Source organism: Bifidobacterium sp. LH_413 (genome assembly GCF_056357015.1).
This window is the reverse complement of record NZ_JBKEVK010000005.1, coordinates 139662-161179: the sequence shown is the minus strand read 5'-3', so window position 1 is coordinate 161179 and position 21518 is coordinate 139662. Positions and strand designations below refer to the sequence as shown.

Sequence of the window (21518 nt, the reverse complement as noted above, 5' to 3'; positions counted from 1 at the left end):
AATATTCCCCACTGCTGCCTCCCGTAGGAGTCTGGGCCGTATCTCAGTCCCAATGTGGCCGGTCGCCCTCTCAGGCCGGCTACCCGTCGAAGCCACGGTGCGCCATCACCCCACCGTCAAGCTGATAGGACGCGACCCCATCCCATACCAGTAAAACCCTTTCCCAACACACCATGCAGCATATTGGAACATCCGGCATTACCACCCGTTTCCAGGAGCTATTCCGGAGTACGGGGCAGGTCGGTCACGCATTACTCACCCGTTCGCCACTCTCACCCACCAGCAAGCTGGCAGGATCCCGTTCGACTTGCATGTGTTAAGCACGCCGCCAGCGTTCATCCTGAGCCAGAATCGAACCCTCCACAAAAAAACTTCATGAAGAGAACCAAACAAACGGCTCCCAAAAAAGAAAAAAGACGGAACATCCTATAAGGAAGGACGTTCGCACAAAAACCCCGACCCCCATCAAACCCCCCCGGGTACTCGAAAACGAGCGGGAATCGGACTGGCAATCATTGACTATAAAGAAGTAAGTAGTACAACACACTCTTGAGTTCTCAAACCACCACACACAGCCAAGCAACCCGGAAACCAACCACACAAAGGAAAGAACCAGAAGCCGACCGGCAGCAAGAGAAAAACATACACCAACCCACGCCACACCGCAAACCAGCATGCGAAAACCACGCCCGAAACGTTGCAACGACGGCGTTCCCACGGCGTGTCGAAAACAGGCCCGACAAACCCGACAACCACATCATAACCCCACCCGACACACCACCACACCACCAAAAACCACCACCAGCCGGCGTGTCACAGGAATTCAACCAAACCAACCACCCCATTCACCAACACGACACCCCACAACCACAACCCGACAACCCCCTCAGCCCGCCCCCGGCGGGCAGCTCCCCCTCACAGGGGGAGCACACTCTCCCCCACCCGGCACAGCCGGGAGCCCCCTCCACAGAGGAGCCAAGCAAACGCCCGCCAAGCATCCGACGCCGCTACCAGGTGAGTTTACTGATCATATGGTGGGTGTCCATCCACCAAAGGCGAAGCCGGTTCCGGGGATTGCTGGTGAAGGGTTCGCCGAGCAGCATATGGGCTCCGGGCGGCGGCGAAATCCATCGTCGGACCAACTTGGTGCCGATCACCATCGCCGCTTCCACCGCGGCAAGCGCAAACGCACCTGTCACGCCCTCCATCCATGGAATCGTTGCCTGATTCCCATCCCCCAGACGTATCGCGACCTGCTCCATGATCCGCGTACCCCATGAGGAAAGCCATGCGCATAGACGCGCCGCATCCATGTTCACCCATGCGAGTGCAAGCCCTGCGAGCCCAGTCATCGTGGAGAAGGCGACCACGGGCGTGACGAGGAGGTTCGCGAGCACCGACCAGACCGGCAGCTGCGGTTCCATCAGCACCTGGATCGGCAATGTCGCCATCTGCGCGGCGACGGTCATGGCTATCGCATCGGCAAGGGAGTCGGGCAACAGCAACGCCATGGCGCCGGCCATGGGGCGCGCCATGAGGATGATGCCGAGTACGGCGGCGCAGGACAAGGCGAATCCGAAACTCCACGCCAAGGCGGGATTCGTCAGCAGCATGATGATCGAGGTGACGCATAGCGCGCTCAGCGCCTGCGCGCGTCGTCCGACGAATAGCGCCGCTGCGGAGAGCCATCCCATGGCCAATGCGCGGGTGACGCTGTCGCCGGGAGCCATCATCGCCGCCATCAGCGTCGTGGATACGACGGTCATGCATGCGACCATCTGCCGGGGCATGAGCAGGTACGCGCCCACTCTGCGGATCAGCGCGGCGACGATGACGAAGTGTCCGCCGGACACGGCCATGAGGTGCATGATCCCGGCACGGCGGAAGCAGTCCTCCACCCGGCCTGCATACGTCTCGTCGATCGGATCGGAATCCGCAGCCGAACTTGATTCAGGGACGCCCACATGGTCCTGCCCGAGAAACCCCATGGTGAGTCCGGGCACAAGTATGCGCCCCGAATCATCGAGACCGTCGGTCGCTTGGAAGAATGATTCCTGCACACGCTCGCGCCAACCGTCGAACAATGGCTGGCGTTCGGTCATGCGTATGCCCGACATGTCCGATATCGAACCGGGAATCCCGGCATCGGCCACTGCCTCATCATCATCTTCGGAGACGGTCAACCAGAGCGGCGTCACGCCGAGTTCCGCCTCCCGCAGTTCTCCGCTCGCCTCATAGCCGGCGCCACGGTGCAGTCGTCCGCAATCGGAGCCCGACGCAAGAAGCCGTACTCGCGCATGCGATCGTGTCGAAACGACGCCGTCGTCCATCGCGACGAGACGTGTCTCCGCCTGACAGTCGGCGTCACGCATGGACGACGTTTCGACCGGCTCGACGACACGCAGTCGTACCACGACCCTGGCGGGGCCGTCTCGTGCGCGCGTCATCGCAGGATCAAACCATGCGGCCGATTCCGCGGCCCATGTCGTGACGGCCCCCAGCAGGAACGCTCCCACGCAGACGACGACCGTAACGCGGCCGATTCCCCGGCGCGCGCACTGTTCCGCCACAATCCATACGAGAAGCACACCGATCGTCACGACGCATACGGCGACGATCGGCGCCATCGATCCGTCTGATTCCCCGGAGCCCGCACCGGCGAACAGCGCCATGCACCGGGAGAACAACCCGTGCGCGCCCAAACATGACGCCCACAGGACGACGGCGACGGGCAGCAGTCGCCGATCGTCACCGCCACGCTCCAACCGTCCACTCATCAGACCTTCACCTCTGGTCTGATTTTCTCCAACGTCTTCGCGCCGATGCCGGGCACGTCGAGCAGCTGGTCGACGCTGCCGAATCGTCCGATTGTTGCACGATGGTCGAGGATCTTCTGCGCGGTGACCGGACCGATGCCGGGTATCGCATCAAGCTGTTCCAACGTTGCCGTGTTCAGGTCGACGCGGGTATCGGCCGGTTGCGGTGGTTGCGCCTGTGCTTGCCCCGGCATCGTGCCGGAGCCGGCCGCCATACCGTCTCCAGACTGCGACGCATCGCCCTCTGGCGTCTCGTCACCCGCCGCAGTACCGCCCGACGTCGCTCCCCCGACGTCGTCGCCTTCCGTCACGCCGCCGGAAGCGACGGCGGACGTGGCGGACGCCGCTTCGATCGCCGCATAGTTCACGGCCTGCCGGATGAGCAGGGTAAGGCTCGCGCAGGTGGCCATCACCATGATGAGAATCATCGCCAGCGCCTGCGTGGCGCCGAACCGCAATCGTGGTCTACCATGGCGGGCGCGATCGGCGAAATGCTCGTCCCTGTCGCCTCCGCGCACGCCGGACAGTTCCGAAAGCACGGCTTTCGGTCGTGCAGCGGAGTCCGGAACGGCTGCCGGTGGCGGAACGGTTACGGCGTCCGGAACGGCTGCCGGTTCCACCGATGTCTCCGATTCCGCTGCCGCCGCCGTTGCGGCGGGAGGCAGCGGGACCGGCGGCACCGTGGAAGCCGGGTACCCGCCGTACGACGGACAGACATCGTACGCGTCATACGCGGTCGGCGTCTCCACCGCATCGTATCCGGCCGCGCCACCGCATCCGATGATGCCATCGCGTCCGACGGCATCATCGAAACCGACGGCACCGTCTCCTCCGATACCGTCGACGATGCCGTATCCGCCGTGCCGTGCGCGGCCGTTTCCGTTTCCACTATGACGAACGCCCATGCCTCCACTGTGGATGAGGCATGGGCGTCGAGTCCAACGCTGCGGTGAATGTGGATAGAGCCCCTGGAGTTCTTCACATTTGCCGCGGCGAGTGTCTAATTATCGTGTGTCGTCCGCGTCGCACGGGAACGCGAGACGCGGACGACACGGGCGGAATCATTCGGCCGGGACGATTGAGACGATCTTCGGGGCCTTGACGATCACCTTGCGCGGTTCTTTGCCGCCGAGACGGGCGGCGACGGCTTCGAGCGCGAGCTTCTCCAGCTCGGCCGGATCGATGTCCGGGGAGACCTCGAGCTTGGCGCGCACCTTGCCCTTGATCTGCACGACCGCGGTGACCGTGTCCTGGCCGACGTACTTGTCGTCGGCGACCGGCCACGGCGCGGCGGACAGGGACTCGGCGTGGCCGAGGCGCTGCCACATCTCCTCGCAGATGTGCGGGGCGATCGGGGCGAGCATGAGGATCAGCGGCTCGACGGCGGCGCGCGGTACGGCCTTGAGGGAGGTCAGATGGTTGTTGAGCACGATGAGCTTCGCGATGGCCGTGTTCGGACGCATGTTCTCCATCTCCACGGTCACCTCGGCGATCGTGTTGTTGAGGAGCTTCAAAGTCTTCACGTCCGGCGCGTCCTCGCTCACATGCGCCTCGCCGGTGGTCTCGTCGACCACGTTGCGCCACAGGCGCTGCAGGAAACGCATGCCGCCGACCACGTTGCGCGTGTTCCACGGACGGGACTCGTCGAGCGGGCCCATGCTCATCTCGTACAGGCGGAACGTGTCCGCGCCGTAGTTCTCATACATGTAGTCCGGCGTGATGATGTTCTTGAGGCTCTTGCCCATCTTGCCGAACTCGCGGTTCGCGTGCTCGCCGTTCCAGGTGAACGTGGGTTCGCCGTTCTCGTCGACCGGGCCCTCCACGACCTCGTCGGCCGGCACGTACTGGCCGCGGTCGTCGGTGTAGGCGTACGCCTGGATCATGCCCTGGTTGAACAGCTTGTGGAACGGTTCGGCGGAATCCACGTAGCCGAGGTCGAAGAGGATCTTGTGCCAGAAACGCGAATACAGCAGGTGGAGCACCGCGTGCTCGACGCCGCCGATGTACAGGTCCACGCCACCTTCGTCGCCCGAGTACTTGTTGTGGTTCGGACCCATCCAGTAGTCGAACTCGTCCTTCTCGACCATGTGGGCCGTGTCGGTCGGGTCGATGTAGCGCATGTAGTACCAGCAGGAGCCGGCCCAGTTCGGCATCGTGTTCGTGTCGCGATAGTAGGTCTTCACGCCGTCGCCCAGATCGAGCTCGACCTTCACCCAGTCCTCGTTGCGGCTCAGCGGCGCCTCGGGGTTGGATTCGGCGTCCATCGGGTCGAAGGTGCGCGGCTGGTAGTCGGGCACGTCCGGCAGGTTGATGGGCAGCGCGGAGTCGGGCAGCAGGTGCGGGGTGCCGTCCTCGCCGTAGACGATCGGGAACGGTTCGCCCCAGTAGCGCTGGCGGGAGAACAGCCAGTCGCGCAGACGGTAGGAGACGGTGCCCTTGCCGACGCCCGCGGATTCCAGCCATGCGTTCACCTTGGCGATGGCGTCGTCGACGCGAAGGCCGTCGAGGGAGAGCGCGTCGCCCTTCGCCTTGGTCGCTTCGACGGAGGAGTTGATGACGATGCCGTCGTGGGAGACGAACGGCGCCTTGCCCTCGTAGTTCGCGAGGTCGTCGCCGGATTCCGGCAATGGCTTGACGGTGTAGATGACCGGCAGGCCGAACTTGACGGCGAAATCATAATCGCGCTGGTCGCCGCCCGGCACGGCCATGATCGCGCCGGTGCCGTAGTCCATGAGCACGTAGTCGGCGGTGAACAGCGGCAGCTTCGCGCCGGTGATCGGGTTGACGGCGTACAGGCCGGTGAACAGGCCGGTCTTCTCGCCGGCCTCGTCGACGCGGTCCTTCGCGGTCTTCGATTCGGCGGCGAGACGGTACGCCTTCACGGCCTCGACCGGGGTGGCGTAGCCGCCCTTCCAATCCTCGGGGGTTTCGGCCGGCCATTCGGCGGGCACGTCCTCGAGCAGGTGGTGTTCCGGGGAGACGACGGCGAACGTGGTGCCGAACAGGGTGTCCGGACGCGTGGTGTAGATCTCCATGTCGCGCGTGCCGTTCGGGGTCTCGACCTGGAAGTGCACGGAGGCGCCGTGGCTCTCGCCGATCCAGTTGCGCTGCATGAGCTTGACCTTCTCCGGCCAGTCGATGCCGTCGAGGTCCTCGATGAGGCGGTGGCCGTACTTGGTGATGCGCATCGACCACTGGCGCAGCTCACGCTGGAAGACCGGGAAGTTGCCGCGTTCGGACTTGCCTTCGGCGGTGACCTCCTCGTTGGCGAGCACGGTGCCCAGGCCCGGGCACCAGTTCACCGGGGACTTGGAGATGTAGGCGAGGCGGAAGTCGTTGAGGATGTCCTGCTGCTCGGCCTCGGTGAGGTCGCCCCACGCCTTGCCGTCCGTCTCGTGGCCCGGGATGGCCTTCTCGCCGTTCTCGAACTTGGCGACGAGCTCGGAGATCGGGCGGGCGGAGCCCTTCGTGCCGGACGGGTTCGTGGCGTCCTCGTCGTACCAGGAATCGTAGATGCGCGAGAAGATCCACTGGGTCCAGCGCACGTAGCCGGGGTCGATGGTCGCGAAGGTGCGGCGGTCGTCGAAGCTCAGGCCCATGCGGTGCAGCTGGCGCGACATGTTCGCGATGTTCTGCTCGGTGGTGATGCGCGGGTGCTGGCCGGTCTGGACGGCGTACTGCTCGGCGGGCAGGCCGAAGGCGTCGTAGCCCATGGCGTGCAGCACGTTCTCGCCCTTCATGCGGTGGTAGCGGGACACCACGTCGGAGGCGAGGTAGCCGAGCGGGTGGCCCACGTGCAGGCCCTTGCCGGACGGGTAGGGGAACATGTCCATCGCGAAGTAGGAGGGGCGCCCCTCGGCGTTGCGGCCCTTGCCGTCTTTCAGGTCGCCGGAGACGTTGGCGGCCCAGAAGGTGCCCTCCTCATCCCACTTCTTCTGCCATTTGTTTTCGATGTCCTGCGCCAGAGCGGCGTTGTAACGGAACTTCGGTTCGGTCTCACTCATAGAGCACGATGATACACGCGGGGACGCCAATCACGGGCGGGACGGCGGCTTCTCTGGACAGTCGGGAATCTTTCACATTGTGCAACAACCGTATTCCCCTAATCTCATGCAGCATATTGAGCATCCGGAAATCCGACGGACAACCAGAGATACAGAGCTCTGTATCGTTTTCGTCCCATGCAACTGGGCGATGCCCATAAATGATGAAACAGTCATTTCACGCTCCCCGAGTGGGGAGCGACACGCGTCAGCGATCTTCGCCACGTCCGTCAACGTCAGTCATTTCACGCTCCCCGAGTGGGGAGCGACATACGGGCATGAGCGTGTGCGCATCGTCGGCGATCAGTCATTTCACGCTCCCCGAGTGGGGAGCGACGACGGATCTCGACGACATCGACGACGACACGTGCAGTCATTTCACGCTCCCCGAGTGGGGAGCGACGGCGGATATGGACATTCGATAGCCGCATTATGAACATCAAGCGCCCATTCTCGTAAATATTTTACCACCAGATTTCAGAAATCAGCGTCTGCCTCCAGATTGCACGAGGATGCAACACTATTCATTTCTCAAACCACAATGAAACACGAATTCTACTCGCCCGATTTATTGATCTTAGAGTGCGAAGGCTCCAGCAAACCATGAGAGCTCGGGGCTCGCACCTAGTTACCTCAACATGTCAGTGTGCATCGCCCCCCTTCATCGTCGTCAAACGGGGAACAATCTAGGAGTACAAATGAAACGCAGCTCCTTCTCACACCGCGTAGGCGGCCCAGCGGTTGTGGGAGCGTTCGACTTCGATGGGCATGCCGAACAGGTCGGAGAGGCGTTCGTCGGTCAGGCCCTGCTCGAGCGGGCCGGTGTAGACGATGGTGCCGGCGCCGGGGTTGCCCATCGAGTCGACGCCATCCTCGGTCGCGTCCTCGGCGGGAATCGGCTTCCTGCCCATGATGGCGATGTGGTCGAATCCGGCGGGGATCTCCTCCAGACGGTGCGTGACGAGCACGACCGCGCGGTCGGAGTTCTCCTCGCCGATGCGGCTCAGCGTGCGCATCACCTGTTCGCGGCCGCCCAGGTCGAGACCGGTGGTCGGCTCGTCCATGATGAGCAGCTCCGGGTTGCCCATGAGCGCCCTCGCGATGAGCACGCGCGTGCGTTCGCCCTCCGAGAGCCGCCACATCTCCTTGCCTTCGAGGTAGCTCACGCGGAAGTCGCGCAGCAGGCCGCGGGCGCGCTCGTATTCGGCTTCGGTGTACGTGTCGCGCCAACGGCCAGTCACGGCGCTCAGGCCGGTGACGACCGCGTCGAGCGGATCCTCGAATTCGGGGAACTGGCGGCCCAGATCGGCGGAGGCGAGGCCGATGCGTGTGCGCAGCTTGAACACGTCGTATTTGCCGAGTTGGTGGCCGAGGATGAACACGCGGCCCTCGGACGGGAACGTGCGCGTGGCAAGCATGCCGACGGCCGTGGATTTGCCGATGCCGTTCGGTCCGAACAGCACCCACCGCTCCCCCGCGCGGATCGTCAGGTTCACGTCGGTGATGATGACGCGGCGGTTGCGGCGGAATTCGACGTTTTCGAGTTGGAGTACGACGTTGTCGGTCATGCGGATCTCCTCAATGAATGAAAAACCGGCTCCCGCGAACGGGGAGCCGTCAAGTATGGAAAGCCGAGGGAGAGATGCGGGCTCCCGTTGAGCGCCGCAATCTCTCCCTCCGTCACGCTTCGCGTGCCGCCTCCCTCATCGGAGGGAGGCCTTTGATGGTCTTACTTCTGTTCGGCGAGGACGTCCTCATAGACCTTGACGGTGGCGTCGGCGATGGACTCCCAGCTGAACACGTCGCGGGCGCGCTCGTAGCCGGCCTGTCCCATCTTCTTCGCGAGCTCCGGGTCGGCCATGACCTTGTTGATCGCGTCGGCCATGTCGTGCACGAACTTGTCCGGGTCCGTGGGGGTGCCGGTGCCGTCGCGCAGCTGGTCGATCGGCACGAGGTAGCCGGTCTCGCCGTCGACGACGACCTCGGGGATGCCGCCGGTGGCGGAGGCGACGACCGGCAGGCCGCACGCCATGGCCTCGAGGTTGACGATGCCGAGCGGCTCGTAGATGGACGGGCAGATGAACGCGTCGCAGCCGTGCTCCAGCGCGGAGAGCTCATTCTTCGGCAGCATCTCCTCGATCCAGATGATGTTGCCGCGCTTCTCGTCGAGCTCGGCGAAGGAGTTCTTGACCTCCTCCATGATCTCCGGGGTGTCGGGAGCGCCGGCGCACAGCACGACCTGGATGCCCGGATTGACGAAATGCAGCGCCTTGAGCAGGTACGGCAGGCCCTTCTGACGGGTGATGCGCCCGACGAACAGCAGGGTCGGCTTGCTGCGGTCGATGTGGTAACGCTCGAACACCTTCCAGCCCGGATCGTCGTCCGCCGGGGTGGCGAATTCGGACATGGTGATGCCGTTGTACACGACGACGACCTTGTCCGGATCGAGGTTCGGGTAGGCGGTGAGGATGTCCTCGCGCATGCCGCCGGACACGGCGATGACGCGATCGGCGTGTTCGTAGGCGTCCTTTTCGGCCCAAGAGCTCAGGTTGTAGCCGCCGCCGAGTTGCTCGCGCTTCCACGGGCGGAACGGCTCGAGCGAGTGCGCGGTGATGACGAGCGGCGTGCCGTGCAGCATCTTGGCCGCGTAGCCGGCGAGGCAGGCATACCAGGTATGCGCGTGCACGATGTCGGCGTCCACGTCGTTGGCGATCTGCAGGTCGACGCCGAAGGTCTTCAACGCGGGGTTCGCGTCCTTCAGCTCGGCGGGCGTGTCATAGCCGACGACCTTGAGGGAGCCCTTCGCCTCGGCGGCGTTCGGGATGGCGGGGATGTCCGCTTCGGTGCGGGGGCCATCGAACGCGCGCACGGTAACGTCCACGCGCTCGGCGAGCACCTTGGACAGCTCCTCGGCGTGCACGCCTGCGCCACCGTAGACGTGCGGCGGGTATTCGCGGGTCAGAATGTCAACCTTCATTGGTCTGCTACCTCTCTTTCCATCCGGAAAACTCAAGCACAACCAACTTTACGGCACGACATACGGAAAACGCACGACTTCCGTCGTGCGTTTCGCGTGTGTTCATGGTTTCGACGCCGAAATCAGACTGCGGTGCCGTTTTCGTCGAGGTTCGGATTGTGCTTCGAATCACCGGCGGTGAAGAACAGGCTCAACACGCCGACGATGAACACGGCGGACACGGTGATGATCAGCCACATGGGACGCACGGCGGTCGGCAGCCACATGACCACGAAGAACGCGATGATGGACAGGGTGATGAGCGTCCAGCTGCCCACGCGGAACCACTGGCGCACCGAATGCGGCGCCTTGAACGCCTTCGGATTGCGGTAGTTCGGATTGGTGGTCATCGTGGTGTCGGTCTCGGCGACCGGCCCGCCGCTCGGCTTCCACGGTCCCAGGCTCTCGCCTTCCTGCAGCCTGCGGGAACGCTCCTGCAGCTGGTATTCGTCGATCATTCCGGCACGGCCGCGGCCGCGCGTGGCATCATACTGGGAAGGCACTCCCCTGCGATCGGCCTTGGCCTTGGCACGACGTTCCGCTCGATTCGGCATTGTTGCTGCTCCTTCATAGCACTTCATTGACGGCTGCATGATACTTTACGCCATCTTATCCATTCACCGCGGTTCTCAGCCGTATTTTCGCGCGGCCCTCCATTTGCTGGCGTTGCTCCACCCGGTCCGCCGCAGGCCGTTGTCAGCCTGCCGCCGGTTCGCGGGGCGCTTGATGAGCTCCAACCCGTCACGATCCACGGGAGTGTTTGAAGTATGCAAACGAGAGACGGTCCTCGGCACGCACGAGTTCGCCGAGTTCGGGAGGCGGAGTGCCGGGAACCCGTCGCCCGGCGCTCATGCCTGCGGCTCCCGGATGGAAGCCACGATCAGCAGGCCGCATCCGAACCCCTTCGCCCGGCCGATGCCATGGCAGAGCGCATGACGGAACAGGTCGGCGTCGGTCACCACGAGCCTGCCGTCGAACACCGCGGTGGTCAGGGACCGTCCGGCCTTCGCGCGTGAACCGTTCCCGGTGACGCTGGCTGACGATCACCGAGGGGTCGCCGTTACGCCGGCAAAAGACGCACGCATCCCATCTCGATGGAATCAACCATCCACGGTCTTAAAGTCATCTCGTCCGGACCGGGATACGCTCCCCGGGGGTGTCGTACATGCCTATCTCCTCTGCGGTATCCCGCATATTCTCCAATGCCCTCCTGCGCCGGCGCTCGGACTCCCGCTTGAACCTGAGTACGTCGTCGACCATGACCATCCGCTGCCCGGCGCGGCCGTCCCTCTTGAACGGAATCGCCCCGGAATCCAGGATACGATCGACGGTCTTCGGAGAGACACGGAGCAACCGTGCCATCTCAGCAGTGGTCATCATCCGACAATCCGACGGAGCACGAGCGATGACATCTCGGAACAAACGCACCTGTTCCTCATCGATCTCATAAGCAGAGCCATCCACCTCCACGAAATACGCCCTGCCCGGCACCAACTGCCCTACAGTCGTCCGTGTTGCCGTCACCATAGTTTTCTCCTTCAGATGATGGTCCGGAATGCCATGAAACGGTCAGACAAGCGCGGCCGCACACGGAATACATTCTATGCCTTTCAATCCGTCAGGATTTCGACGATGATGGGCGGATATCTTTTACCACATGCAGGCCCATGTCGGAACACCAATCATTCCCGCGCGCGAGGGAACATTTGACGTCCTCCGCGCTGACGCCGCGCGTGGACGGCCATTCTTGTTGCGATGCCACACATGGCTGCGCCCACCCGCACGGGGATGCGGGTGTGAAATTCGAGGGGTATGAGAAAAAGCCACTCGAATAGCGGCTTTCATGAACGGCGTTACTTGACGGCTGCCGTTTCCGTGCCCCTGTCTCGCACGTATTCGAGGAAGTCCTGATAGTCCTCATCGCATCCAGGGAATTCGGAGTGGACGGTCTCGAACAGCGGGGCGACGGATGTCGGGTCGATGCGGCGGTTGATGATGTCGATGACGCATGCGTTGACCGCGGTGCCTGAGCCGTCCTCGTCGAGCATGGATTGCGCGAAATCCGCGCCGTCATTGTTCCCGTTGGTGCGGAGCAGGGCGATCATGTCAGCGGCAAGTTGGTCATAACGCCGTTCGGCGAGCTGGATGTCGGCCAAGGACTTCGACATGGCTTTCCCTATCGGGTAGATGGTGGTGACGTAGACCGGATCATCCCCGCATACGCGGGGAACACAGTTCGAAAACCGCGGTATCCCAATAATATGATACACAATCCACGGCTTTTTCATTCGGTTTGCCATTCCGATTATCCGGTACGAACGTGTCCGTCACGAGCATCTGACCGAGGCTTTCGGAACCGACGTCACACGTGGACGGACATGTGGATGAGAATCCCCCTTGTCTCCGATGTCTCCGAAAAGCGAAAGGTCTCCTATATCTGCGACGCAGACATAGGAGACCATACACGTCACTGGCCGCTGAAGAATCAGCGGGGCAGCATCATCGGCCTGGTGCTCGCCTTGATCGGGGCGGGCAGCTCGCTGGTGTGCTCGCTGGACAGGTACTCGTCGACGGCGGCCGCGCAGGAGCGGCCTTCGGCGATGGCCCACACGACGAGGCTCTGGCCTCGGCCGGCGTCGCCGCACACGAACACGCCGTCCTGCGAGGTGGCGAACTTGTCGTCGCGGGCGATGTTGCCGCGCTTGTCGAGTTCGACGGGCAGCTGGTCGACGATGGTCGTGGTGTCCGGGTGGAGGAATCCCACGGAGATGAGCACCAGGTCGGCGGGCAGCACGCGTTCGGTGCCGGGCTGTCGGGTGAACGGGCCGTTCTCGCCGGGCGCGACGGACACGACCTTGAGGCCGGTCACGTGGCCGTGCTCGTCCGCCACGAAGCCTTCCGCGGTGGTGGAGTTCTCGATGTGGATACGCTCCTGCTCCTCGTCGGAGCCGATGAAGTTCACCGAATCCGTGGAGTACAGGTACTCGCCGCCCTCGGCCATCGACGTGGTTTTCTGGTAGAGACGCGCGAACGTCGGCCACGGCTGGTTGTCGGGACGCGTCGAAGGCTCCTTCGGCATGATCTGCAGCACGGTGACGTCCTTCGCCCCCTGGCGGATGGACGTGCCGAGGCAGTCGGAACCGGTATCGCCGCCGCCGATGACGATGACGTGCTTGTCCTTGGCGGTGATGTCGTGCTCGAGCGGAGCGCCGTAGATGCGGCGGGTCGCGTCGGGCAAGAAGTCCATCGCGAAGTGGATGCCATCGAGCTCGCGGCCGGGGATCTTCATATCGCGCGGCACGCGGGAACCGATGGCGACGACGACCGCGTCGTACCGGTCACGCAGGTCGTCCCAGCTGATGTCCTTGCCAATCTCCACGCCGGTCTCGAAGCGGGTGCCTTCGGCCTCCATCTGCTTGACGCGTCGGTCGAGCAGCGTCTTCTCGAGCTTGAAGTTCGGGATGCCGTAGCGCATGAGGCCGCCCAGAGCGTCGTCCTTCTCGTAGACGACGACAGTGTGGCCGGCGCGCGTGAGCTGCTGCGCGGCGGAGAGGCCGGCGGGGCCGGAGCCGACGACGGCGACGGTCTGGTCGGTGAGTCGCTGCGGCGGCATCGGCTTGACGTAGTCGAGATCCCATGCCTGGTCGATGATCGTGCACTCGTCGTTCTTGATCATCGTCGGCGGCTGGTGGATGCCGAGCACGCACGCCTGCTCGCACAGGGCAGGACAGATGCGGCCGGTCACTTCCGGGAAGTTGTTGGTCAGGCTCAGACGCTGGTAGGCGTCCTCCCACTGCTCCTGGCGGACCAGGTCGTTCCACTCGGGGATGAGGTTGCCGAGCGGGCAGCCGGTCATGCAGAACGGGGTGCCGCAGTCCATGCAGCGGGCCGCCTGTTCGGTGGTCCACGACTGCAGACCGGATTCGGCGTGCACGTCGAACCAGTCCTTGATGCGCTGCTCGACCGGACGCTCGGCCAGCTCGCGGCGGGTGCGGACTTTCAGGAATCCTCTCGGGTCGCCCATGTTCAGCGCGCTCCTTCCATGACGTGCTCGTACACCTGCTCCCAGGCGCCGGGCGTATTGAAATCGATATGTGCGGCTTCCGCGTCGGCCATGGCCTTCTCCATGGCGATGAAGTGCTTCGGCACGACGTGCGTAAAGCGCTTGGCGCTCTCGTCCCAGTTCTCGAGCAGCGAGGCAGCGAACTCGGAGCCGGTCTCCTCGGCGTGCTTCTTGACGAGCGCGCGCACGAGGTCGGAGGTCTCCGCGTCGAGCGGCTCGAACAGCAGCGCGCCGGATTCGACGCCCTCCGGGTTGACCTGCTTCATGTCGAGGTCGAGCACATACGTGTTGCCGCCGGAGAAGCCGGCGCCGAAGTTGCGGCCGGTGGGGCCGAGCACGACGACGGTGCCGCCGGTCATGTACTCGCAGCCGTGGTCGCCGACGCCCTCGACCACGAAGGTCGCGCCGGAGTTGCGCACGGCGAAGCGTTCGCCGGCACGGCCCGCGACGAACATCTCGCCGGAGGTGGCGCCGAAGCCGGTCACGTTGCCTGCGATCACGTTCTCGTGGCGGTCGAAGGTGACGCCGTCCTCGGCGCGGACGATGAGGCGTCCGCCGGACAGGCCCTTGCCTGCGTAGTCGTTGACCTCGCCGTACACGCGGATGGTCTCGCCGCGCGGGATGAACGCGCCGATGGACTGGCCGCCGGAGCCGTGCAGGGTCATGTCGATCGTGTCGTCGGGCAGGCCGGCGGCGCCGTAGCGGCGGGTGATCTCATAACCGACCATCGTGCCGACGGTGCGGTTGACGTTGCGGATCGGCACGTCGATGCGCACCGGCTCCTTCTTCTCCAACGCCGGCTGGGCGAGTTCGATGAGACGGTTGTCGAGCGCCTTCTCCAGCTCGTGGTTCTGCGGCTCGGTGTTGTGCAGGATGGTGCCGGGCACCGGGCCCGCCTGCTTGAGCACGTTGGTCAGGTCGATACCGTCCGCCTTCCAGCGCTTGATGGCCTCGTCCTGGTCGAGACATTCGACGTGGCCGACGGCCTCCTCGAGCGTGCGGAAGCCGAGCTGGGCGAGGATCTCGCGCACCTCCTCGGCGATGAACATGAAGAAGTTGACCACGTGCTCGGGCTTGCCGCGGAAGCGGGCGCGCAGCTCCGGATCCTGGGTGGCGATGCCCTGCGGGCACGTGTTCTTCTGGCAGGCGCGCATCATGACGCAGCCTTCCACGATCAGCGCCGCGGTCGCGAAGCCGAATTCCTCGGCGCCGAGCAGGGCGGCGATGACGACGTCGCGGCCGGTCTTGAGCTCGCCGTCGCACTGGACGACGATGCGGGAGCGCAGGCCGTTGAGGATCAGCGTCTGCTGCGTTTCGGACAGGCCGATCTCCCACGGGGTGCCCGCGTGGCGGATCGCGTTGAGCGGGGCCGCGCCGGTGCCGCCGTCGTAGCCGGAGATGAGCACCACGTCGGCATGGCACTTGGCCACGCCGGCAGCGATGGTGCCGACGCCGAACTCGGAGACGAGCTTGACGTGGACGCGGGCCTTCGGGTTCGCCATCTTCGCATCGTTGATCAGCTGCTTCAGGTCCTCGATGGAGTAGATGTCGTGATGCGGCGGCGGGGAGATGAGCTCCACGCCCGGCGTCGCGTGACGCACGGTCGCGATCCACGGCGGAACCTTCGCGCCCGGCAAGTGGCCGCCCTCACCCGGCTTGGCGCCCTGGGCGAGCTTGATCTGCAGGTCGGTGGCGTGCACGAGGTAGTCGGAGGTGACGCCGAAGCGCGCGGAGGCGATCTGCTTGATGCGGCTGTAGCGCAGCGGATCCTCGATGCGGTCGTCGGATTCGCCGCCTTCGCCGGAGTTGGAGCGCGCGCCGATCTGGTTCATGGCGATGGCGAGCGTCTCATGCGCCTCCTGGGAGATGGAGCCGTAGCTCATCGCGCCGGTGGAGAAGCGCTTGACGATCTCGCTGGCCGGCTCGACCTCGGAGATGTCGATCGGCTTGCGGTTGTGGTTGAACTTCATCAGGCCACGCAGGGTCATCAAACGGTTCGAAGTGTCGTCGATGTGGTGCGTGTACTTCTTGAACATGCCGTAGTCGCCGCGCTGGGTGGACTGCTGCAGCAGGAAGATGGCCTCCGGATCGTTGAGGTGGTCCTCGCCGGTGCGACGCCACTTGTAGATGCCCCCGGTCCTGAGGTTGCGGTGCGGCGAGGCGGTCCACTGGTTCGGATAGGCGACGCGGTGGCGGGAGGCGACCTCCTCGGCGATCTCGTCGAGGCCGACGCCGCCCACGCGGGTGGTGGTGCCGGTGAAGTACTCGTCGACGACGTTCTGGCTCAGACCCACGGCCTCGAACAGCTGGGCGCCGCGGTAGCTCATGATGGTGGAGACGCCCATCTTCGCCATGATCTTGAGCACGCCGATGGAGAGGGCCTTGGTGAGGTTCTTCACGGCGGTGGCCGGATCGACCTTCACGTAGCCTTCGCGCGACAGGTTCTCGACGGATTCGAACGCGAGGTACGGGTTCACGCAGGCCGCGCCGTAGGCGATGAGCAGCGCCACGTGATGGATCTCGCGCACGTCGCCGGCCTCGACGGCCATGGAGATCTGCGTGCGGGTGTGGCGGCGCAGCAGGTGGTGCTGCACGGCGGAGGTGAGCAGCAGCGACGGGATCGGGCCCCACGTGTGGTTGGAGTCGCGGTCGGACAGCACGATGAAGTTGCTGCCGTTGTCGATGGCCTCGTCGATCTCGGCGAAGATCTCGTCCAGACGCTCCTGGAGGGCGTCGCCGCCGCCGGCCACCTGGTAGAGGCCCTTGACGACGTACGGACGATAGTAGCCGCCGAGGATGCGCGCCTTGTCGAGGCGCTTGAGCTGCGCCATCTCGTCGGAGTCGATGACGGGCAGCGGGATGAGGATCTTCTTCGCGTGCAGTTCGGAGTCGGCGAGCAGGTTCGGCTCGGGGCCGATCGCGGATTCGAGGCAGGTGACGATCTCCTCGCGCTCCCAGTCGAGCGGCGGGTTGGTCACCTGCGCGAACTTCTGGTGGAAGTAGTCGAAGAGCATGCGCGGGCGCTTGGAGAGCGCGGGCAGCGGGGTGTCGTTGCCCATGGAGCCGAGCGGCTCCTTGCCGGTGTTGGCCATCGGCGTGAGGACGATCTTGAGGTCCTCCTCGGTGTAGCCGAAGGCGCGCTGGCGGCGCTGCACGGACTGGCCGGAGTGGTTGACGTGCTCGCGGGCGGGCAGGTCGCTCATCTCCACGGAGTTGCCCTCCACCCACTTGCGGTACGGGTGCTGGGCGGCGAGGGACTTCTTGATCTCCTCGTCCGGGATGATGCGGCCTTCGGCCGTGTCGACCAGGAACATCTTGCCGGGCTCGAGACGGCCCTTGGCGACGATGTGCTCCTGCTCGGTCTCGGGCAGGACGCCCGCCTCGGAGGCGAGCACGAGGTAGCCGTCGTCGGTGAGCTGCCAGCGGCCGGGGCGGAATCCGTTGCGGTCGAGCAGGGCGCCCACCTGGGTGCCGTCGGTGAAGACGATGTCGGCCGGGCCGTCCCACGGCTCGATGAGCGTGTTGTTGTACTCGTAGAACGCCTTGAGGTCCGGGTCGAGGTCGTCGTTCTTCTCCCAGGCCGGCGGCAGCATCATGCAGATGGCGTGCGGCAGGGAGCGGCCGGCGAGGTGCAGCAGTTCGAGGCACTCGTCGAAGGTGCCGGAATCGGAGTAGCCGGGCGTGGTGATCGGCAGCAGCGGCTCGAACTCGCCGAGCAGTTCGGAGCTCAGGCGGCCTTCGCGCGCGGACAGCCAGTTGCGGTTGCCCTGGATGGTGTTGATCTCGCCGTTGTGGGCGAGCAGGCGGAACGGCTGGGCGAGCGGCCAGCTCGGGAACGTGTTCGTGGAGAAGCGGGAGTGGACGATGGCGACGGTGGCCTTCATGCGCTCGTCGACCAGATCCGGGAAGAAGTGGGTCAGCTGCATGGTGGTCAGCATGCCCTTGTACGTGATGGTGCGGGCGGACAGGGAGGCGAAGTACACGCCCACCTCGTGTTCGACGCGCTTGCGGACGCGGAACGTCCTGCGGTCGAGTTCGATGCCGGCGAGGCCGCCTTCCGGGTCGGCCAGGACGAGCGTCTTGAAGCTCGGCATGGCGGCGAGCGCCTGCAGGCCGAGGCCGTCGGGATTGGTGGGCACGACGCGCCAGGCGAGGACTTCGAGGCCCTCCTCGCGGGCGATCTTCGCGATGGCCTGCTCCTGCTGGCCGGAGGTCTCGATGTCGCGGTCGAGGAACGCGATGCCGGCGGCGTAGTGTCCGGCTTCGGGCAGTTCCGCGGGCACGGTGGCGCGCATGAACTCGTCCGGCATGCTCATCAGGATGCCGGCGCCGTCGCCCGTGTTCTCCTCGGCACCGACCGCGCCGCGGTGGTCGAGGTTGACCAGCACCTCGATGGCGTCCTTGACGATCTTGTGTTCGGGGCGCTTGTTGAGCGTGGTGACCATGCCCACACCGCAGGCGTCATGCTCGTTGGAGGGGTCGTACATTCCATCCGGAGCGTGGACCGTGAGATCAAGCGGGGCTTTGAATGTCACCGAAATCACCTCAATTGGTTGCGGGCGCGCGGAAACGCGCCACTTGGGTCAGTTGCTGTTGACAGCGTAGCGTCGCACTATGTCCTCCGCGTTTCGCTGTCCATATACCGAGTTGCTGAAAAAGTCAATACCCAATTTTAACCGTTTCCGCGGCGCGGCCCGCCGCGACGCTTGACGGCGTGTCAACGCCAGGGAACGTATTCGGTCTCGGAGTCGCGGAGCGCGGGCTGGCCTTCGACCACGTCGACGCGGGCGGGCGGCGGTTCCACGCCGTCACGTCGCGCCTTCACCTGCTCGTAGAGCATGCGGAAGGCGCGCCGCCCCATCTCGAGATAGTTCTGGCCGTAGCTGGTCAGCGCGGGCGACCACATGGCGGCGAAGTTGCGGTCGTCGAATCCGACGACGCTCACGTCGTCCGGCACCTGGCGCTCCTTCTCCTTCAATCCGCGGATCACGGCGATGGCGGTCTCGTCGTCGCCGGCGAAGACGGCGGTCACGTCGTCGCGCTCCCCCAGCGCGCGGCCGGCCACGGCGGCCTCCTCCAGATCACGGGAGACGACGATCGGCTCGTGGATTGCGGCACCGCGTTCCTCGAGCGCGTCGCGCCAACCGTCGGTGCGCGTGTTGTCGGTGGGGCCTTTCGGACGGGTCACGTGGAAGACGGTCTCGTGCCCCAGGTCGAGCAGGTGCATGGTCATCCATCGTCCGGCCTCGCGTTCCGCGTTGACGATCTGCCGGTCGGCATCGCCGAATCCGCCGCCGACGACAACCAGCGGCAGGTCCTTCGGCAGGTAGTCGAGCGCCTTGATGCCGGCGCGGTCGTACTGGTAGACGATGGCGCCGGCGGGACGCACGGACAGGCCCATCCTGACGCGCGCCTCGACGGAGTCCATGTCGGATTCGTCCAGGGAGACGATGTTCATGAGGAACCGGCATGCGCGCGCCGCCTTCTCGACGCCGTGATTGGTCTCGGACGTGGAGAAGGCCTCCGGGTTGGCGGCGAACACGACCACCGTGTCCATCTCCCGGTTGGACAGGGCGCGTGCGACGACGCTCGGCTCGTAGCCGAGCTCCTCGATGGCCTTGGCGATGCGCGCGCGCTTCTCCTCGGAGACCTTCACCGTGCCGTTGAGGTAGCGGGAGACGGTGGGCGCGGAGACGCCGGCGAGTTTGGCGACGTCCTTGATCACCGGACGGGAATGTCCCGTGCTTCTCGCCATGCGTCCCTCCCGATCTCCCTCTGCACGGCCATCCGGCCGATGTCGACATATCAAAACGCAGTTATATATAAGAGGCCAAGCAGGACAAGGGTGGCGCGGTGAAAGACCCGAAAGACCCGGGACCTCATGGACCGGCAACGGGGCCGCATGCCTCCGGCGGGTCCATGCGGGAGCGATGGAGATCACGATGCCGGAGGAATCGCCGCAATCCGGTTCCCGGTGAGCCTCATGGGTCTGCGGTGGGGAGCCGTCGCGACGCCGCGCACCTTGCCGGAACCTTCGTCCATCGTCACGTCGAGATGCACGTCCAGCGGGCCGAAGGGCAGCCGCACACGGATGTCGAAGGCGTATTCCGCGTCTTCCGTCCCCGTATCCCGGGCCACGCGGCGTCCGTCATGATATGCGGCGACGAGGCCCATGACCTTCGCCTTGCCGTGGAACGTCGTCCTGCCGGCGTCATCGAACACAACGATCACCGGAATGACGATCTCGCCGACGGGCGATGCGACATACACGACGTACCGGTCCGCGAGCTTCGGATCGTCCGAGGCGTCGAGATCGAACCGCAACGCCCTCTCCTCGGCGACGGTATGTCTCACGGCCAGTTGCGCGGCCTTCGGCGGCACCGGGACCGGCAACGCCACGTGACGTTCGGAGAACAGCCGATGGCGGAGACGCTCCATCCAATGGCGACGGCCGGGGCGCGGACGCGGGGCATCGCCGGCCGCCGCGATCGATCGGACGCGGATCTTGTCCCGGGCGGCCGGCGACGGTTCGCGAGCGGCTTCGGCAAGGGTCGGGATCGAGGCCAACCGCGGGTTGACGGCGAGCGCGTTGCCAGTGAAGAGCGTCCTCTTCTGCGTGTCGGTGAGCTTGTCGGTCTCCTCCAACGCGCGCGCCTGTCCGAGGCACGCCTCGATCGGCGTATAGGGCGTGTCCGATCCGTAGAGCAGGTGCGATTCGGGCACGTCAAGCAGCAGGTCGGCGAGCTGTTTGGGCTCGCTGAATCCCGCCACGTCGAAGTACACGTGGGCCATGGCCTCCTTGAAGTCGGCGCGGCGGTCGGGGTCGTTCATGCGCAGGATCAACGCGAAGCTTTCGAACCTGTCGGCGAGGATCGACGTGAACGCGCCGGCGTGCGGCAGCACCCATGTGATGTCCGGGAATCTGACGAACGTGTCGTTCATCACCATGTTGGCGAACGCGCGCGTGGTCTCCACGAAGTATTCGAACGCGGGCAGGGACAGCCCCTCGCATGCGCCGGGCACGTGTGCGGCCGGCGCCGTGGGATGGATGATCGCCAGAGCTCCGCGCGCGTCGAGTTCGCGCATCAGCGGGTCGAGACGGGAATCGCCCAGATAGCATCCGTGGTGGTTGGTGGTCAATCCGATGCCGTCCGCGTGCAGCTCGTCCATCGCACGCCTCGCCTCGGCCACGGATTCACGCTCGTAGGGCAGCGGCAACGTGGCGATCAGGCCGAAACGCGAGGGATCGGAGGCCGCCGTCGCGGCACCCTGATCGTTGATGCGCCGTGCCAGGCCGAGGCATTCGGAGGCGTCCGGCATCCAGATGTTCGGTGAGGAGAGCATCAGGTGTGCGTAGGAGACGCCCAACAATCCCATCTTGTCGCGCTGCCAGTCCATGTTCCAGTAGTCCGGCGTCGGGTAACCGTCCGGGTCCCCGGGGTGATGTCGTTTGAGGAAATCCAGGTACGCCGGCGGCAGGTAATGCGATTGGAAATCTATCTTGTGGGTGTATCTCATGATTCATTCCGATGTGTGATTCGTTCCGACGTGGTTGATCGCACGTTGATCGCGCGTTGGTT

12 protein-coding genes, 1 rRNA gene and 2 pseudogenes are annotated in these 21518 nt (G+C 64.8%); 1 reads left to right on the top strand and 14 read right to left on the bottom strand.

What is annotated here, in order from left to right; genetic code table 11:
• The 4 genes and pseudogenes from AC1AYN_RS08845 to leuS all read right to left on the bottom strand — a co-directional run.
• Nucleotides 1-367, bottom strand: a 16S ribosomal RNA gene (locus AC1AYN_RS08845); the annotation flags it as partial.
• A 640-nt stretch (nucleotides 368-1007) separates the two neighbouring features.
• Nucleotides 1008-2672, bottom strand: a complete 1665-nt coding sequence (locus AC1AYN_RS08840; RefSeq protein ID WP_476532961.1) for a ComEC/Rec2 family competence protein — start codon at nucleotides 2670-2672, stop codon at nucleotides 1008-1010.
• 104 nt (nucleotides 2673-2776) lie between these two features.
• Nucleotides 2777-2977: pseudogene (locus AC1AYN_RS08835) on the bottom strand (ComEA family DNA-binding protein); the annotation flags it as partial.
• A gap of 900 nt (nucleotides 2978-3877) precedes the next feature.
• Complete coding sequence (leuS, locus tag AC1AYN_RS08830; protein ID WP_476532960.1) at nucleotides 3878-6820, bottom strand: leucine--tRNA ligase; 2943 nt, start codon at nucleotides 6818-6820, stop codon at nucleotides 3878-3880.
• 317 nt (nucleotides 6821-7137) lie between these two features.
• Here leuS and AC1AYN_RS08825 point away from each other — a divergent pair, with 317 nt between their 5' ends.
• Nucleotides 7138-7284 (top strand): hypothetical protein, encoded by a 147-nt coding sequence (locus tag AC1AYN_RS08825; RefSeq protein WP_476532959.1) that lies wholly within the window; start codon nucleotides 7138-7140, stop codon nucleotides 7282-7284.
• 611 nt (nucleotides 7285-7895) lie between these two features.
• On the opposite strand, the pseudogene AC1AYN_RS08820 reads toward AC1AYN_RS08825, so the two are convergent.
• The 10 genes and pseudogenes from AC1AYN_RS08820 to AC1AYN_RS08775 all read right to left on the bottom strand — a co-directional run.
• A pseudogene (locus tag AC1AYN_RS08820) lies at nucleotides 7896-8427 on the bottom strand (ABC transporter ATP-binding protein); the annotation flags it as partial.
• Nucleotides 8428-8588: 161 nt separating this feature from the next.
• A complete protein-coding gene (gene glgA, locus AC1AYN_RS08815; RefSeq protein WP_476502412.1) occupies nucleotides 8589-9836 on the bottom strand; it encodes a glycogen synthase in 1248 nt (415 codons plus the stop codon).
• Between the two features lie 122 nt (nucleotides 9837-9958).
• Complete coding sequence (locus AC1AYN_RS08810; protein WP_476532958.1) at nucleotides 9959-10429, bottom strand: tripartite tricarboxylate transporter TctB family protein; 471 nt, start codon at nucleotides 10427-10429, stop codon at nucleotides 9959-9961.
• Nucleotides 10430-10723: 294 nt separating this feature from the next.
• Nucleotides 10724-10834 (bottom strand): type I-E CRISPR-associated protein Cas6/Cse3/CasE, encoded by a 111-nt coding sequence (locus AC1AYN_RS08805; RefSeq protein ID WP_476502410.1) that lies wholly within the window; start codon nucleotides 10832-10834, stop codon nucleotides 10724-10726.
• 163 nt (nucleotides 10835-10997) lie between these two features.
• Entirely contained in the window at nucleotides 10998-11402 is a 405-nt protein-coding gene (locus AC1AYN_RS08800; protein WP_476502409.1) for a helix-turn-helix domain-containing protein, read from the bottom strand.
• A gap of 326 nt (nucleotides 11403-11728) precedes the next feature.
• A complete protein-coding gene (locus AC1AYN_RS08795) occupies nucleotides 11729-12043 on the bottom strand; it encodes a hypothetical protein (protein WP_476502408.1) in 315 nt (104 codons plus the stop codon).
• Between the two features lie 317 nt (nucleotides 12044-12360).
• Nucleotides 12361-13899, bottom strand: a complete 1539-nt coding sequence (locus tag AC1AYN_RS08790) for a glutamate synthase subunit beta (protein ID WP_476502407.1) — start codon at nucleotides 13897-13899, stop codon at nucleotides 12361-12363.
• Nucleotides 13900-13901: 2 nt separating this feature from the next.
• Nucleotides 13902-18473: a glutamate synthase large subunit gene (gene gltB, locus AC1AYN_RS08785; RefSeq protein WP_476532957.1), complete on the bottom strand. Its 4572-nt coding sequence runs from the start codon at nucleotides 18471-18473 to the stop codon at nucleotides 13902-13904.
• Between the two features lie 182 nt (nucleotides 18474-18655).
• On the bottom strand, nucleotides 18656-19693 hold the full coding sequence (locus AC1AYN_RS08780; RefSeq protein ID WP_476532956.1) for a LacI family DNA-binding transcriptional regulator: 1038 nt from the start codon (nucleotides 19691-19693) through the stop codon (nucleotides 18656-18658).
• Nucleotides 19694-19875: 182 nt separating this feature from the next.
• Nucleotides 19876-21456 (bottom strand): amidohydrolase family protein, encoded by a 1581-nt coding sequence (locus AC1AYN_RS08775; RefSeq protein ID WP_476532955.1) that lies wholly within the window; start codon nucleotides 21454-21456, stop codon nucleotides 19876-19878.
• Between the last annotated feature and the right edge of the window lie 62 nt (nucleotides 21457-21518).